General features: G+C 45.8%; 8 protein-coding genes. All 8 read left to right on the forward strand.

Annotation, left to right across the window (positions count from 1 at the left end; genetic code table 11):
- Positions 1-125 precede the first annotated feature (125 nt).
- The 8 genes from AC6H1S_RS03250 (at position 126) to AC6H1S_RS03285 (ending at position 17,457) form a co-directional block, all read left to right on the forward strand.
- Positions 126-3,305 carry a SusC/RagA family TonB-linked outer membrane protein gene (locus tag AC6H1S_RS03250; protein WP_497565086.1) on the forward strand — a complete coding sequence of 1,060 codons (3,180 nt, stop codon included), beginning with the start codon at positions 126-128 and terminating at the stop codon, positions 3,303-3,305.
- A gap of 11 nt (positions 3,306-3,316) precedes the next feature.
- Entirely contained in the window at positions 3,317-5,113 is a 1,797-nt protein-coding gene (locus tag AC6H1S_RS03255; RefSeq protein WP_497565087.1) for a RagB/SusD family nutrient uptake outer membrane protein, read from the forward strand.
- 12 nt (positions 5,114-5,125) lie between these two features.
- Positions 5,126-6,028 (forward strand): metallophosphoesterase family protein, encoded by a 903-nt coding sequence (locus tag AC6H1S_RS03260; RefSeq protein WP_497565088.1) that lies wholly within the window; start codon positions 5,126-5,128, stop codon positions 6,026-6,028.
- A gap of 425 nt (positions 6,029-6,453) precedes the next feature.
- Positions 6,454-7,023 (forward strand): helix-turn-helix domain-containing protein, encoded by a 570-nt coding sequence (locus AC6H1S_RS03265; RefSeq protein ID WP_199139030.1) that lies wholly within the window; start codon positions 6,454-6,456, stop codon positions 7,021-7,023.
- 157 nt (positions 7,024-7,180) lie between these two features.
- Positions 7,181-8,338 carry a TIGR03364 family FAD-dependent oxidoreductase gene (locus AC6H1S_RS03270; protein ID WP_497565090.1) on the forward strand — a complete coding sequence of 386 codons (1,158 nt, stop codon included), beginning with the start codon at positions 7,181-7,183 and terminating at the stop codon, positions 8,336-8,338.
- Positions 8,339-8,556: 218 nt separating this feature from the next.
- The gene (locus AC6H1S_RS03275) at positions 8,557-12,654 is read left to right on the forward strand and encodes a two-component regulator propeller domain-containing protein (RefSeq protein WP_497565091.1); all 4,098 of its coding nucleotides are present in this window, start codon (positions 8,557-8,559) and stop codon (positions 12,652-12,654) included.
- Between the two features lie 183 nt (positions 12,655-12,837).
- Positions 12,838-15,909 carry a SusC/RagA family TonB-linked outer membrane protein gene (locus AC6H1S_RS03280; protein ID WP_497565092.1) on the forward strand — a complete coding sequence of 1,024 codons (3,072 nt, stop codon included), beginning with the start codon at positions 12,838-12,840 and terminating at the stop codon, positions 15,907-15,909.
- A gap of 63 nt (positions 15,910-15,972) precedes the next feature.
- Positions 15,973-17,457 carry a RagB/SusD family nutrient uptake outer membrane protein gene (locus tag AC6H1S_RS03285; RefSeq protein WP_199139022.1) on the forward strand — a complete coding sequence of 495 codons (1,485 nt, stop codon included), beginning with the start codon at positions 15,973-15,975 and terminating at the stop codon, positions 17,455-17,457.
- Positions 17,458-17,460: the final 3 nt, after the last annotated feature.

The raw sequence follows: 17,460 nt of genomic DNA on the forward strand, positions 1-17,460 counted from the left end.
ATGCGATCAAAAGCTTTCAGGTTGATTTTAAGTTAGTTGTTGTAAACAATATTTATTATTTGTTAACGACTAATTCTTATTTTGTTAATAAACATAGTTTAGTTTAGCTAAACAAAAATTAAACTATGAAAGAGTATACTACAATCCAGAAAGGGCTTTTGGTCGTACTTGCATTTGCCTTGGCACTTGCGGGACAGGCTAACCAGGCCACTGCTGCTGAGAAGGCTATGGAAACGGCCATTCTTGTTCGCGATGTGATTACGGGAAAGGTAACCGATGTAAATGGTGCGCCAATTCCGGGTGCTTCGGTAAAAGTAAAAGGCACTACGGTGGTAGCCATTACCGATACCGATGGCCGTTTTAAGATCAATGCCAATGCAGGCGATGTGCTTTTGGTAAGCTCCATCGGCTCGCAACCGCAAGAAATTGCCATCAATGGCCGAAAAGAAATCAGCGTTTTGCTCAAAGAAGACAACCAAACCCTGAACGAACTCGTGGTGGTTGGTTATGGCAAGCAGAAAAAAATCAATTTAAGTGGTGCCGTTGATGGCATTACGGCCAAAGAAATCGAAAACAGGCCTATTGCCAACCTAGGTGCAGGTTTGCAGGGGCTCATTCCCAACCTCAATGTATCAATTGGTAGCGGTAGGGCAACCGATGCACCTGGTTTCAACATCAGGGGCGTAACCTCGCTTTCTGGTGGCAGTCCGTATATCTTGGTAGATAACGTGCCCTATACTTCAACGGAGCTAAGCCTTATCAACCCTAATGATATTGAAAGCGTTACCGTGCTAAAAGATGCCGCTTCGGCCGCCATCTACGGGGCAAGAGCGGCATTTGGGGTCGTCCTTATCACCACCAAAACGGCCAAAGGCGATCAGCTAAATGTAAGTGCCAATAGCTATTATGCCCTTAAAACCGTAGGTAGATTACCCGAACTTGTTACCGATCCGTTTACGGTAATGACTTATAAGCACGATGCCGCTTATCCTTTGTACAATCTCTATACCGGGGCCATCCTCGATTATGCTAAAAAACGTTCGGCAGACATGTCGTTGCCTGCAGTGTATATCGATCCCGCAAGTCCAACCACCTGGCAAAACGTAGGCAATACCAATTGGCTAAAAGAAGCCTACAACAATAATTCGCCGAGCTACAATGCCAATTTTAGCCTAAGCAAGCGTGCCGAAAAACTGAATTATTATATCTCTACCGAATATATGCGTACCGATGGCGCCTTGAAAGACGCAAAAGAATCTTACGACCGCTATAACCTGAGGGCAAAGGCAGATTTAAAGGTGCTCAACTGGCTCAATGTTGAAAACAACACCGCGTTTGCTTCGTCATACTACCAGGTGCCCTATGTGGCTGCCAACGATTTTTTCTGGAATGTTAACCGCCAGCCTTCGTTAGATCCGGTGTATAATCCCGATGGTACGTATACCAACTCTGGTGCCGCGGTTATTGGCCGTTTAAAAGAAGGAGGCCATTCGATATACCGAACCAATAATTTTCAAACCACTTTCAGCGCAACGGCCAACGTCATCAAAAATGTATTGCAGCTGAAGGCCGATGCAACTTTCAGAAGAAATGCGCAAATCAACAAAAGCAACGATTTTCCGGTTTCCTATTACACCGGACCAAACACGGCGGCAAAGCTGGTTGGTTCTAACCCCTCGTTTGCACAGGTAGACAACGGCGAAACCCGCAATAACCTCTATAATGTCTATGCCGATTTCCACAAAACCTTTAACAAGCATGATGTGCAGGCTTTGGTCGGTTTTAACCAGGAATACAGGTATGCGGGCTCAACTTCTGTAAACCGCAAAATCTTGATCAGCAATAATCTACCCTCTATTTCGTTGGCTACGGGCGATGTTACAGCCAGCGAATCGATTACCGATTGGGCAGTGCGTGGCCTATTTTACCGCCTCAATTATATTTACGACGATAAATATATCCTCGAATTTAATGGTCGCTACGATGGTACTTCGCGCTTTCCAAGTGGCGATAGGTGGGGCTTCTTCCCATCGGCATCGGCCTCGTGGGTGCTTACCAATGAAAAGTTTGTCAAAGCTTTCGCTAACAATATCCATCTCGACCTCTTTAAGCTAAGGGCATCCTACGGAAATCTGGGTAACCAGGATGTAGGCGCCTATTCGTATATCGCTACCATGGGCTCGGGCCAAATTGCTTCTATTTTAGACGGAACAAGGCCAACGGCCGTGTATGCGCCGGGAGCCATTTCGCCAAGCCTTACCTGGGAAAAGGTATCGACCGTAAACTTTGGCGTTGATATGGGCTGGTTTGGCAACAGGCTCGAGCTTAACTTTGACAAGTTTACCCGCTATACCAAAGGCATGCTAACCAAAGGCAAAACCTTGCCAGGTGTATTTGGTACGGCCGAGCCCACCATTAATGCCGCCAATTTAAAAACCAAGGGTTGGGAGCTGAGGCTGGGTTGGAAAGATGCAGTTAGCGTAGCCAGTAGCCCGTTAACCTATAATGTAGGCTTTAATCTTTCTGATAACCGGACCTTTATCACCAAATACGATAACCCAACCGGAACCTTGAGCGATTACTACGTAGGCAAGGAATTGGGCGAAATATGGGGCTTGGAAACCGAAGGCTTTTTCCAGAGTGAAGCCGAACTGAAAAGCCATGCCGACCAAACCGCGGTAGGTGCCGATGATACCGGCTATAAATTTTACGTGGGCGATTTGAAGTTCAAGGACCAAAATGGCGACAACAAAATCAATAAAGGAAAAAATACCTTGTCAGATCATGGCGACCTGGTTAGGATTGGCAACAGCAGTGCCCGCTATCGCTATGGCGTTGATGTTAACCTGGGCTGGAAAGGCTTTGACCTCAGGGCGTTTTTCCAGGGGGTGGGCAAGCAAGACTGGTACCCAAATCCGAGCAACATCTATTTCTGGGGTGTTTATGCGCAACCTTGGACAAACGTTACGGTTCAAAACCTCGACCATTGGTCGCCCGAAACACCAAATGCTTATTTTCCGCGTTTAAAGGCCTACATTGCCGAAGATGCAACCGAGTTGGGTCAGGCACAAACCAAGTATATGCAAGACGCTTCTTATTTAAGGCTCAAAAACCTAACGGTTGGCTACACTTTTCCTAAGGCGCTCAGCAGCAAATTGAGGATCAACAGGCTGAGGATTTATTTCAGCGGCGAGAATATCCTCGACCGTTCGCATATCAAAGGCAACCTCGATCCGGAGGCTTTGGGTGGCGATGTTTATCCATTCCAAAAAACCTATTCATTTGGTCTTAACCTTACGTTATAAAATCAGAAATCATGAAATTAAATCAATCAATATATATGGTCCTGTTGGTGCTGGGTGGCACCTTCATTACCGGCTGCCAAAAGGATTTCCTGCAAAGAGATCCGCAAAGCAATGTAACAGCGGCTTCCTTCTTTAAAACACCTGCCGATTTGCAAACCTATACCAACGGACTTTATGGGCAGTTGCAGTTTGCGTATGACGACCTGAATTCCGATAACATTTCAAACTACAATGCCAGTGGCGAAGTAGATAATCTGGTGCGGGGCACCATCTCGCAGAACAACTATGGCGGCTGGGATAAAAGTGATTGGGGTAACCTCAGGAGCATCAATTACCTATTAGACCACGTAGGAACGGTTACAGGTAATCAGGCCGAAATTAACCATTACATCGGCATCGCTCGATTTTTTAGGGGCTGGTTCTATTTTTCTAAAGTTAAAAAATACAGCAATGTGCCTTGGTACGGCTCTGTACTGAGTTCGGAAGATGAAGCTTTGTACAAAGGCCAGGATCCAAGAGCCGATGTGGTAAACCATATCTTGGAAGACCTGCAGTTTGCCGCCGATAACATCCAGGCCAATGGAGGCAATACCCGCATTACCAAATGGGCCGCGTTAACGCTATTGGCCCGTTTTGCCTTGCATGAAGGTACATTTAGAAAATACCACGACGAATTGGGCTTAGGCAACGACTATAATCGCTTTTTGAAAATAGCTGCCGATGCGACGAGCAAGATCATGACCGAAGGCGGATTTAGTATTTACAATACCGGCAAAGGTGGCGAAGATTACAGAAACCTGTTTTCTTCAAATACCTTGGCCAACAACAAGGAAATTATTCTCTGGGCCGATTTTGACCAAAAAATAGGCAGAGGCAACAACTCGCATACCGTATTCGACTATACCTATGCCTTGAGCAAAAGCCTGGCCGATTCTTACCTTAAAACCGATGGAACTCCTGTAGCGGCTAACAATACCCTGCTGTTTACGCAAATGTTTGCCAACAGAGATCCACGGATGATGGAAACCATAGGCTATCCGGGTTTTGTGCAAACAGGTACAACAGTGCCTTACAAAATCAAGGCAACCCTGGGTGGGCTAAACCAAATCAAGTTTTATCCGCGTGCTACAGAATTAATGCAGGGATGGCAACTTAATTTTACCGACTTACCTATTTTTAGGCTGGCCGAAGTATTGTTGATTAATGCCGAAGCCAAAGCCGAACTGGGCGAGCTGACCCAGGCCGACTTGGATAAAACCATAAACCTGTTGCGAAAACGCGTAAATATGCCCAATTTAGATATGGGCGTAGCACAGGATCCTGCTTTGGCAACTATGTATCCCAACGCCACGGCGGCCAATAAAGCCGTCTTGTTGGAGATCAGAAGAGAACGTAGGGTAGAGCTGGCTTGTGAAGGTCTGCGTTACGACGATTTGATGCGCTGGAAATCGGGCATGCTGTTGCAAAATAGTCAGGTGGGCATGTATGTGCCTGCGTTGGGCGCGATGGATGTAACCGGCGATGGAGTAGAGGATATTGCGATCTTGGCATCGCCATCAGACGAATCGCCGATTGCCAATTTGCCGGCCAGTGTAAAAGCCGGTTTAGGCAAGTATTACCTGAAAGATGCTTCGGGCAACAATACCAATTTTTACCTCACCAATGGTACTTCGGGTTTTATTGCCTTTACGCGCGACCGCGATCAGCCAAGAATTTTTGTTGAACCTAAATACTACTATCGTCCTATCCCGATTGGCCAAATCTCACTCAATCCAAAATTGAAACAGGTATTTGGATGGGACCAATAACCAAATGAAACAATGAAAAGAAGAAATTTCCTTAAAAGTACAGGCCTGATTGGTGCCTTGGGGGTGTTGCCAACCGGTATAAGCTTGGCAGCCACCAACAAAGAAAAACAAAGGCCGGCACTTACCATAGCACACATTACCGATGTTCATATCAGGGGCAACGACAATGTGCCGGCAAGAGCAAAAAAATGCTTGGACGAAGTACTAAAGCATCAGCTCGATTTTATATTAAACGGAGGAGATTCGATACACGATGCCTCTTATGACAATGTGGTGCGCCAGCAGGTAACCGACCAGTGGGCCGTATGGGACGAGTTTATAGGCCGTGCCAAGCCAAAGGTGTACAGCTGTATAGGCAACCACGATCCGTGGTGGAAGGCACCAGATAAGAACGACGAGATGTACGGTATTCCTTATGTCGTTAAACGGCTTAAAATTCCGAACCGTTACTACAGCTTTAGCCAAAATGGATGGCATTTTATCATACTCGATGGTAATAACAGCGGCATTAAGCTAGATAAGGAACAAACAGACTGGCTGCATCAAGAACTGGAAGGTTTAAAACCAAATACTCCTGTGTTGCTCATGTCGCATTACCCCATTTTAACCGTAACCGGTACCTGGGAAGGTGGCCAGCATGGCGACCACAAAGAGCTAAAGGCCTTGTTTTATAAGCATAAGGATAAAATAAAGGTTTGTTTAAGTGGCCATCAGCATCTGTTGGATAGAGCTTGGTACAATGGCGTGAACTATTTTTGTAATGGAGCCATGAGCGGTTTTTGGTGGGGCAAAGGCGATGCCAAATCTGCAGCATCCTATTATTACCAAGAAACGCCACCCGGTTATGCGCTGCTCAAACTTTACAGCGATGGCACGGTAGAAAACGAATATTTGCCTTACCAGTTCGAGATTTAATTTGCTATAGTCTAAGGCGTCTAAGACGATAAACAAGACATTACGCTAAGGTGTCTAAGGCGGTGAGCAAATTGCCATGTAGTTACCACTTCAGACGTTTAAGGGCATTTGAGATTAGGGCGCATGCTCGTCGCTTTGTATGCTTTACTAGTTAGCGAATCTGTATCCTATTCAGGCTAACGGTTATGCTGAGGCGTCTGAGGCGGTGAACAAAATTAAGGCAAACTGTACTAAGTCGCACTAAGTGGTAAAAATGTTCAGCGTATGTAATGATAAGATGAAAATGCCACGTTATGCCTAGGCGGTGAAAAATAAAGTCTCCTGAATTTCGGTTCGGGAGGCTTTGTCGTGCTGAATAATCTTTATTATACAAATGTGGGTATTTTCTTTAAATTTGATAAAACCTTAAATTGAAAGAAGCATAGATGTCTGAGAATACCCTCCTCCAAATTAGCCTGAAAATAAAAGAAAGACGCAAAGCACTAGGAATCACTGTTCAAGAGCTGGCAGATAAAGCTTCGGTAAGCAAAGGGCTGATTTCCCAAATCGAAAACAGCAGAACCGTTCCCTCCCTCATGGTGCTGATAGACATCATCAAAAATCTTGATATCGACCTCAATACTTTTTTTAAGGACATCAATTTCAACAAAAAAGATGCGCCCATCTTGGTCAAGCGCAAAGACCAATACCAGGCTTTTGAGAAAGAGCAGGCCGTAGGGTTTAATTATCAACGTATCCTGTCTAAGAGCATCAAGTCGTCTACCATAGATTTTGTATTGCTCGAACTCGAAGTAGGTGCCCATAGGCCGATGGTGCAGACAGAAGCTTTTGAGTTCAAATATATCATCGAAGGCACGATAGAGTACCAGTTTTCCAATAAAAAGGTAACACTCGAAAAAGGCGATTCGATGTTATTTGACGGCCGTATTTCGCATACGCCCGTAAATATGGGCACTGCCAAGGCGCTTATGCTTGTGGTTTATTTCTTCGAATAGTTCGATACGATGTTACATGCCCTAAAAGCTTAACGTTAATTTAACCTGGTTTTTGTTTATAAATAATAAACTTTGTTTACAATTGTACTGGCAATTAACGAACGAGAGCTAGCGTTTGCGCTAGCTCCGATAAGTAATTTTAAAAAGATAATTCACCATGGATAATTCTTATGATATCATCATCGTGGGCGGTGGCATTTTGGGGACTTTTCATGCCTACCACGCCTTGCTGGCGGGCAAAAAAGTACTGCATTTTGAAAAAGACAACTTTCCGGTAGGATCAACCGTTCGAAATTTTGGGCAGGTAGTTCCTTCGGGTATGGAAGGAGTTTGGTTCGAATATGGCTGCAGGAGCACCGAACTGTATAAAGGCATCCAGGCTAAAGCTGATATTTCGGTTCGCCAAAACGGAAGCGTATACATCGCTTCTGACCCAGACGAGCAAACCCTGATCCACGAATTAAAGGCGCATTACGATAAGCTGGGCTATGCCTGCGAGCTGTTGTCGCAATCGGCACTGCAACAAAGCTACCCAGCGTTAAATCCTGCCTATGCTTTAGAAGGCTTATTTTTTGCACAGGAGGTGAGTGTAGAGCCCGACCAAATGATCAGCAAGCTGCATCAATACCTCAAAGCCGATTTTAAGCATTATACCTTGCAATACAACGCCGCCGTGGTGGCTTGCGAAACTAAAAACGGCGGAGTAGAAATCAGGTTAAGCACAGGCGAAATGTTTAAGGCCGCCAAAGCGGTCATCTGTAATGGCTATGAATTTAAGCTGTTGTTCCCCGAGTATTTTGCCAACAGTGGCATTGTAGTCAGCAAATTGCAGATGATGCGAACACAGCCCATGCCAGAAGTGGCTTTGGAAGGCAATATCCTAACCGGATTAACCACCAGACGCTACGAAAGCTTCGAATATCATTGTCCTTCGTTTAAATCCATTCAAACACCGGCCCATTATGAAGAACTGAAAAAGTGGGGCATCCATATCCTCTTTAAAAAAGCCAGTGATGGCAGCTTCATTATCGGCGATTCGCATGAATATGCAGCCGTGAACCATATAGACGATTTGGGCTTTAACCTTAACCAATACATCAACGAACTGATGTTGCGGGAAGCCGCACGGATTGTGAATTTTGAGGTACGCAACATCCAGCATTATTGGGCAGGCTATTATCCGCAACATCCCGATAAGCATATCGTTACCCTCGATTTGGAGGATAAAATACACATCCGTACAGCTATTGGAGGTAAAGGAATGACGGCCAGTGCAGGCTATGCCGAGCAAAGTATGAAAGATATGCTGGCTTAGTTTGATAATTGGTAAGCCTCAGCAACATCAAGAAACGCATACTTGCTGGCAGACAGCACCGGCAAGGGCTAATTCATTAATCCTTGGTGTTGCAGGGAGGAGCCAAAACAAAGTAATGTCAATTAACAGGCAAAGTATTCGTTACTTGGGTTCATTTGTGGTCTGTTTTCGTAAATTTAGGCAGCCAACTTTGCCTGTTCATGATCAAATGCCCGAGTATGTATTTCCTTTTGTTGCTTTTTGTGCCGTTTTTTGGCGTGCACGCAACAGACCGTACAGATCCTCGAAATTTTGTGTACCGGCAGCTAGACAACAGGCATGGCCTGTCAAATAGTTCGATCAATGCCATTTTACAAGACAAGGACCAGCTGTTGTGGATTGGCACTTGGGACGGGTTGAACCGTTTTGACGGCGCCAAGTTTACCACTTACAACCACAATATCAGCAGTCCCGAAACCAGTGTGGGCAGTAATGTCATCCAATCGCTAAACGAAGACGATGTGGGCAACATCTGGATCAGTACCATTGGCGGCATTTCGAGGTACGAAAAGAAAACGGGCAAGTTTTACCGTTACTTTTATAAATCAACCAGCAGTAAGGTTAGCGAAAAGGAATATGAAATTGTAGTGGTGCCTGGCCAAGGCGTGTTTTGCTTTGCAGCCAACGGGCAGTTAACCAAATATCAGCCAAACGAAGATCAATTTGTTCAGGTTGCCACCTTCAAAAACGGCGATATTCCATTGAAGGCCAGTTATGGCTCGGGTAGGCTTTGGGTACTCGATAAAAATGAAAAACTACGGGTTATAGACCTGAAGCAGGGCGGCAAGACTACGCAACTCATTACAGACGCCAACGGCATCAATAATTTTTTTCTGTTGGGCAGCCAGCTTGTTTACACCACCAATGCCGACGAACAGGTTCTTTTAACCAAAGACCGGCAAAAAATACCCATCCCATTAGGCAAACGCAAAATCAAGGTGCTTACGGCTTACCATAACTATTATTTGGTGGCTTGGGAAAATCAGGGGCTGAGTGTTTTCGACCAGCAGTTCAGGCCTTCGGGCTATCTGCAAAACGAGACCCGCAAATTGGAAAACGTAAGGATTACCTCAATTAGCCGAGGCCAGAATAATATGCTGTGGTTCGGAACCGACGGTAACGGATTGGTACAGGTTTATCAGAAAGAAAGTTACTTTGGTTTGGTCGCCAAGATGGATAATTTGCCCATCAACAAGCCCATTCGAAGTTTTGCCGAGGCTGGAAACGATTTGTGGGTGGGCACCAAGGGCAATGGCATTCTCATTTACAGTAATTTTTGGCAACAGCCACAAAAAAGCCAAATCCAGAGGTTGGATAGCCGTTCTGGCTTGGACAACAATGCTGTTTACGTAATTAAGCATGGTGCAGATGACCTTACCTACATCGGTTCTGATGGCAAGGGAATTACACTTTACGACCATCGCAATAGTCGGATTGTAAACTGGAAAACCATCCGTGGAGCAGAGCAACTGCCCGATTTTAAGTCGGTTTACGCCATTTGGCAGGCGCCTGATGGCAGGCTTTGGCTCGGAACCAGCGGCTATGGATTGATCGAATTGCAAATCAGCAGAAGCCCAAACGGTTTTGAAGTAGGCGAGTTTAAGCAATACGCCACCAAAAATTATCCGCACTTGGCCAGCGATATTATTTATGCACTGGCGCCAGACAACGACGGACGTTTGTGGCTGGCCTGTCGTTATGGCGGCCTGAGCGTTTTCGATTTCAGAAAAAAAACCTTCAAAACCTATAAGGCATCGGGGCTCCAAAACGGCCTCTCGCATAGCGATGTGCTGTCGCTTTATTTCGGCCAGGATCAAACGCTTTGGATAGGAACCAGCTATGGGTTGAATTACCTGACACATGCCGAATCGCTTAAAAACGATCCGGCCTTTACTAAAATAACCACCGATAACGGCTTGCCCAACAATACCATCCATGGCATAGCCGCCGATGGCAAGGGCAATGTTTGGCTCAGCACCAACCGTGGATTGGCCAAACTGAATACCGGTACCAAAACTATAGCCAATTATCAGGAAACGGATGGTTTGCAAAGCAACGAGTTTAGCGATGGTGCCGTATACAAAGCAGGCAACGGCCAGTTGCTTTTCGGCGGTATTTACGGGTTTAATTATTTCTTGCCTAAAAATGTGGCCGAAAACACCATTCAGCCCAATCTGCTCATTTCAGATCTGCAGTTTGGGGGGCAATCGTTGCTCAATAACCAGTTTTTTACCGTAAAGCCCATCAACACCGAGGTTCGCGGGCTGGAAATAGAAAGGAAAAACAATTTCTTCCAGTTTGCGTTAACGGCCCTTAATTATTTCAATGCTTCTAAAAACGAATTTGCCTATAAGCTCAACGGACTGGAAAAAGACTGGCATTATACCGGAACCGATGGCAAAATTGCCTATTACAATATTCCGGCCGGCAAATATACGCTTATGGTACGCTGGTCTAACGGCGAGGGCGTGTGGACCAAAGACGTAGAGGCTTTGCACATTACCATCAGGCAGTTTTGGTGGCTTACTTGGCCGGCCTACATGGTTTATCTGCTCATTGTGGCGGGCTCGGCTTATGCCTTTCACCGCTATCGCAAAAACAAGGTAGAGATGAAATTCAAATTGGAAAGAGAAACCTTGTTTAGGCAAAAAGATGAAGAAATACACCAGCAACGCATTAATTTCTTTACCAATATTGCCCACGAAATCCAAACCCCGCTCACGCTGATTATGGGTTCGGTTGAGCATACCATCCAAAAAGAGGACAAGAACCAGGGCAAAAATTACTTCTTGTCGCTCATCCATCAACACACGGCGCGTTTAACCTATCTGGTACAGCAACTTTTGGAATTTAGAAGGGCAGAGGCGGGTTATTTAACCAGAAACGACGACTATGTAGACATTTCCAAGATGCTGAACAGCCTGAAGAAACTGTTCGAGCCGGTAGCCGTTGAGGGGCAACAGTATTTTAACAGCTACATCCAGGAAAACATAGCGGGTTTTATAGATAAAGACAAGTACGAAAAAATATTGTTCAACCTCTTGTCTAATGCTTTTAAACATGCCGGCCACCATGCAGAGATTACGTTTCAGGTTAATTATGATGCCGATAGCCATTATTTGGAAACCATTATTGCCAATTCGGGCTGTACTTTAACGGCCAATGACTTGGACCTTATTTTTAGCAAGTACCATGTGGCGCACGACCGCCATTTCGAAAGGTTCAGCACCGGTATTGGCCTGGCTTTTACCAAAGAACTGGTAGCGCTTTTAGCGGGAGAGCTTACGGCCGAGCTCAAAGCCGATTGGATTTATTTTAAGGTCAGGTTCAAGCTGAACACCAATGTGGTGGGCAAAAAAGACGAAGTGGTAACCTCGGCGCCATCTTACCTGTACGAATCGATTTTAAGGCCTTATGATAAAAAAGTAGCCGAGCCGGTGGCCGAAATCAATAAAAATGCATTATTGAACGACTTGCAAGGACCAAAGCAACATAAAATACTGATTGTGGAAGATGATGTTTCGCTGCGGTTCCTGCTTAAAAACGTGCTCGACGATACCTATGTGGTTTATGAAGCGGAAAACGGCCAGGTAGCAATGGAGCTGCTCGAAAAAGCACAGCCCGACCTCATCATCAGCGATGTGATGATGCCCGATATGGATGGCCTCGAACTTTGCCGATTGGTAAAAACCACGCCGGCAACCATGCATATTCCTTTGATCATGCTTTCGGCCAAAAGCACAGAGGAAAACAAAACCGAAGGCTATGAGCTGGGTGCCGATGCCTATATTCCCAAACCCTTCCACATCGATTACCTGCTGTTGCGTGTAAGAAAACTGCTCGAATACCAAAAACGCATGAACGAACTGCTCAAGGATAAGCACATCAACAACCAGTTTAGCGAAGTAGACATGGAGCAGGGCGACCGCGAATTTTTAAACGCTTTGGTTAAAGCGGTAGAAGACAACCTGGCCGAACCCGATTTGGATGCAGCTAAGCTCGAAGATATCCTTTGCATTTCCAAAATGCAGCTGTACCGCAAACTCAAATCACTGGCTGGTATGACACCTTCGGAGTTTATCAAACGCATCAGGCTAAAATATGCAGCGGTATTGCTACGGAGCTCAAAGCTTACCGTTTCCGAAATCTTTTACCAAACCGGTTTCAACAACAGGTCTTACTTTTTTAGGGAGTTTAAAAAGATCTATGGCCAAGCTCCTAATGATTACAGGGCAGCGCAGCATACCGCCAGTGGCACACCTGAAAATATAGCCTAGCAGGTTTAAAAACCTGTGTTTTGCAACTATAGTGAACTAAAATGAAACTATAGTGCACTGTTTTGTGCTACCGGCCCGTCTATATTTGTTACAATCAAAATCAATCAAAAAAGGGTTTTAATGCTGGCCATGGCAATGTGGCCCTGGTTAATTCCCGAAAAACCAAATATTAATCTGATGAAAATGAGCAAACTTTTACAATTTCTATTGGTTTGTCTTGGCTTTACCTTTGCTGGCGCAAGCGCCTATGCACAAACAAAGGTTACAGGCCGGGTAACCGACGAAACCAGCCTGCCTTTGCCGGGCGTAGTGGTAACGCAAGCCAATACACAGAACAAAACGGCTACCGATGCAAACGGAACCTATGTGTTGACCCTGCAAGAGGGCAGCCCCAAATCCTTAACTTTTACTTTTATCGGCTACGCCACGCAAACCATCGATTATTCGGGTTCGGGCAAGGTAGATGTTTCGCTTAAGCCCTCGGCGCAATCGCTAAACCAAGTAGTGGTGTTGGGCTATACCTCGCAAAGGAAATCGAGCCTTACCGGTGCGGTAGGTACGGTAAATATGGCCGATGCCGAAAAACGCCGCGTGCCCGATGTAGCGCAGATTTTGCAAGGTCAGGTGGCGGGTGTGGCCGTGACCCAAAGCACAGGCGCACCAGGCGATCCGATCAATATCCGTATTCGTGGCGAAGGAACCATTGGCAACAACAGTCCGCTGTTTATTGTAGATGGTGTGCCTTCTCGCGATATTTCCTTTCTCAATACCAACGATATCGAATCGATGAGTGTGTTGAAAGATGCTTCGGCAGCCGCCATTTATGGCTCGAGGGCTTCGGCAGGTGTGGTTGTAATTACCACGAAGCAGGGCACCAAAGGCAAATCGGCCATCGATATCAATTATTTTAACGGCATCCAAAAGGTGAGTAATTTGCCCACCATGCTCAATACCCAGCAATACTTGGCCAAAGAGGAAGAAGCCTGGAAGAACGCGGGCTATAGTGGCACCAATCCGTACACGGCCGAAAAAGCCAGAACCGATTTGGCCAATACCGACTGGCTGAAGGAACTGTTTGAAACCGGCCACTCGCAAAGCATCCAGCTAACTGCCAGTGGTGGTGGCGACAAGATTTCTTACCTTTTGTCGGGAGGCTATTATCAACAAAACGGTATCGTTATTTTTAACAACGACCAATACAAGCGCCTGAATTTTAGGGCCAATATTACCGCCAATTTAACCGAGCGCCTAAAAGTGGGCACCAACCTGCAATTGTCTAACGAACTGCAGGATGCGCTTTCTTCCAAAGGCGATGCGCCGGGGATCATCCGCCATGCTTTTTTAAGGCCGCCTGTTATTCCGGTGTATAAATCGCCAAGCGATCCAACTTATAGTCCGTCAAATCCGTTTACCGATTTGCCATTCTATAAAAACAACAATACCACCAATGGTTGGGACATGAACTTTGAGCGCTCGCAAAATCCCATTGCACTGGCCTATTTCAGCAACGACAAGCGTAACCAATTCAGAACATTTGGAAATGTTTTTGCCGAGTATGGCTTTTTGGAAGATCAATCGCTTAAGTTCCGCACCAATGTAGGAGTTGATTTATTGTTCAGGCACAACAAAGCCTTCTTGCAAAATTTTGGCGACGATGATGGCGGCGGTTCGGCGCTGGATGCAGGTCAGGGGCGTATCAACAGGCCAAACGGCTTAAATGAAGAGCGTGGCCAGGAACTGAATGTAACCTGGAACAATACCCTAAACTACAACAAGGCATTTGGCCAGCATAATTTAAGTGCCTTGATAGGTTCAGAGTTCATCAGCAATAAAGCCGATGCGATTTCTGCATCGCGCAGAAGATATGACTATACTTCGGGCAGCTTCCAATACATCGATTTTGGTGGTACAGCCAACGATTTGTACAATGGCGGTTCGGGAGCGGAGTGGAGCCTGTTTTCGCTGTTTGGATCGGCCACCTACAACTATGCCAATAAATATTTTGTAACCGGAAATTTAAGGGCCGATGCCTCGTCGCGCTTTGCCGAAAACAACCGTTGGGGTTATTTTCCATCGGTTTCTGCAGGCTGGAAAATTACTTCAGAAGAGTTTATGCAAAACGTGAAATGGCTATCTGATTTGAAGCTTCGCGCCAGCTACGGTAAATTGGGCAACCAGGAAATAGATAATTATGCCTACCTCACCCTCATTCGTAAAAACGGCGACCGTTATGTAACCGACCGTTATGGCAACCCAGACCTGAAATGGGAAACCACCACGCAAACCAACATCGGATTGGATATGGGCATGCTTAAAAACAGCTTGTATGTTTCGGTCGATTACTTTATCAAAAATACCTCGGGCATCTTGTTGCCGATTTCGTTGCCAGGTTTTGTGGGCAACGTAAAACCAACCTATGTAAATGCCGGCGAAGTACAGAACAAGGGCTTTGAGTTGGGCATTAACTACACCAACAACAGCAGCGCCTTCAAATATGCCATTAACGGCAATCTGGCCACGCTAACCAACGAAGTGAAAAAACTGCATCCGAATTTGCCTAGCATCATCGGTTCGGTAAGCCGTACGGAGGTGGGCCATTCGCTAAACGAGTTTTACGGTTACAAAATGGTAGGTATTTACCAAACCCAGGCCGAAATTAACAGCTACCTGCACGGCACCAACAGCCCTACAGAAAAACCTGGCGACATCAAATTTGCCGATTTGAATGGCGATGGCGTAATTAACGACAACGACAGGACCTACATAGGCAGCAACATTCCGAAGTTGACCTATGGCCTGAACCTGAACGGATCGTACAAAGGTTTCGACCTTTCGGTATTGTTTCAAGGCGTACAGGGAATTGATAAATACAACCAGTTGAAACAGATTATCGATTACGACAGCCGTCCGTTTAACCAAACTACGGCCGCGCTGGGCAGTTGGAGCGGCCCAGGCAGCACCAATACCATGCCTCGTGTAAGCCAATCAGACAATGGCAGCAGCAAAGTATCCAGCATTTTTGTGGAAGATGCATCTTACCTGCGCTTAAAAAACGTAGAGTTGGGCTACTCGTTTGGTGCGCTGGTTAAAAAATGGAACATCGGCGTACAAAACATCCGCCTGTATGTTTCGGGCCAAAACCTGTGGGCCAAAACCAAATATACCGGCCTGGATCCGGAAACAGTTGATGCAATCGACTATGGTACCTATCCGCAATCGAAAGCCTTCTTGTTTGGCGTAAATGTTAAGTTTTAATTGCTTGAATTATGGAACCTGCCTACTGTAGGCGGGCTTCATCACCATTAAAAAAATAAAAAGATGAAAAAGAGATATGCATCAGCTTTAGTGGCAGGCTTGATCCTTGTTGCTGGATGTAAAAAAGAATTATACAAAGACCCGATCGGATTGATTACGCCCGATCAGGTGAATACCGATCCAACGGCCAATACCGTAACTTCGTCGGTTACCACTTCGTACCAATTGTTGTCAAACACGCTCAATATCATGGGCACTTGGAATTGGGATGGCGGTACGGTTTTTAGAAACGACCTCATTGTACAAGATGTTGCTTCTGACGATGCCCAAAAGAAATGGAACCCGGATGGCGACCAGGCTTGGATGGATCAGATAGACAATTTCAGCTTTATTGCCACCAATCAGGCTTTCAACGGAATTTGGGTGTACGATTATGAAGGCATATCGAGAACAAACATGGCCATCAACTACCTTACCGACGATGCCCTGATTGCCAAAGTTGGCCTGGCCAGCGATTTGCGCAACCGCTCTTTGGGCGAGGTTTATTTTTTGCGCGCCTTCTATTATTTCGACCTGGTAACCAATTTTGGCGATGTGCCTGTATTGCTCAAACCTTTAAAAAGCTTTGCTGAAGCTTATGAAGTGGCTAAGCGCGTACCTGCTGCGCAAGTGTGGGACCAGATCAATAGCGATTTGGCCAAAGCCAGAACCTTGTTGCCAAGTGCCAAGTTTAGCAGTACCACCGACAAATGGCGCGTTTCTTTAGGCGCAGTTATTGCCTTACAAGCCAAGTCGGCGCTATACAACCAAAAATGGACCGATGTTATTACCCACGTCAATGCTTTGCAGACGCTGAATTTTTACAGCCTGAACCCCAACTATTTCGATGCTTTTGATCAAACCAAGGAGTTTGCCGAGAACGAAGACATTTTTGTTTACGATCATCAATCGGGCAAGACGCCACAAAATGGCAATGGCATCTGCGCACCTTTGGGTTGGGGTTTCTTTGCGCCTACGACCAACTTTATCAACGCTTTCGAAGCCAACGACCCACGCTTGGGGCTAACCGTTGATGTGCCAAACCAAAATATATTTAAGCTGTTGGGCGATAAAACCGGAGCCAACAAAGGCAATGACGATGCGGGCAGCAACAAAATCTATATCCGTATGGCCGATGTACTGTTGTGGAAAGCCGAAGCCCTGAACGAAACCAACGATTATGCAGGCGCCATTGCCATTATTAATCAAATTAGAGCCAGGGCCAGAACCAGTACCACCATTTCGGGCGGAAACGCACCAGCGGGTACTTTGCCCGATCGTCCGGCCTCTACAGACAAAGCTACCATTAAGAACTGGATTGTACAGGAGCGCAGGGTAGAATTGGGTATGGAAGGCCATCGTTTTAATGATTTGAAACGCTGGAAATTGGCTAAGTCTGTGCTGACAGCCTTGGGTAAGAATTTCCAGGATAAAAATTATGTTTATCCAATTCCTCAGGGAGATATCGATAAGTCGGGGGGCACCATTACGCAAAACCCAGGCTATTAAATG

The sequence above is a fragment of the Pedobacter sp. TM02 genome (assembly GCF_059705275.1).

What these genes read in the sequence shown, in the direction of transcription:
- AC6H1S_RS03270 (WP_497565090.1), top strand. Translation starts at nt 7,181, where the DNA reads ATGGATAATTCTTATGATATCATCATCGTGGGCGGTGGCATTTTGGGG.
- AC6H1S_RS03255 (WP_497565087.1), top strand. Translation starts at nt 3,317, where the DNA reads ATGAAATTAAATCAATCAATATATATGGTCCTGTTGGTGCTGGGTGGC.
- AC6H1S_RS03250 (WP_497565086.1), top strand. Translation starts at nt 126, where the DNA reads ATGAAAGAGTATACTACAATCCAGAAAGGGCTTTTGGTCGTACTTGCA.
- AC6H1S_RS03275 (WP_497565091.1), top strand. Translation starts at nt 8,557, where the DNA reads ATGTATTTCCTTTTGTTGCTTTTTGTGCCGTTTTTTGGCGTGCACGCA.
- AC6H1S_RS03285 (WP_199139022.1), top strand. Translation starts at nt 15,973, where the DNA reads ATGAAAAAGAGATATGCATCAGCTTTAGTGGCAGGCTTGATCCTTGTT.
- AC6H1S_RS03280 (WP_497565092.1), top strand. Translation starts at nt 12,838, where the DNA reads ATGAGCAAACTTTTACAATTTCTATTGGTTTGTCTTGGCTTTACCTTT.
- AC6H1S_RS03265 (WP_199139030.1), top strand. Translation starts at nt 6,454, where the DNA reads ATGTCTGAGAATACCCTCCTCCAAATTAGCCTGAAAATAAAAGAAAGA.
- AC6H1S_RS03260 (WP_497565088.1), top strand. Translation starts at nt 5,126, where the DNA reads ATGAAAAGAAGAAATTTCCTTAAAAGTACAGGCCTGATTGGTGCCTTG.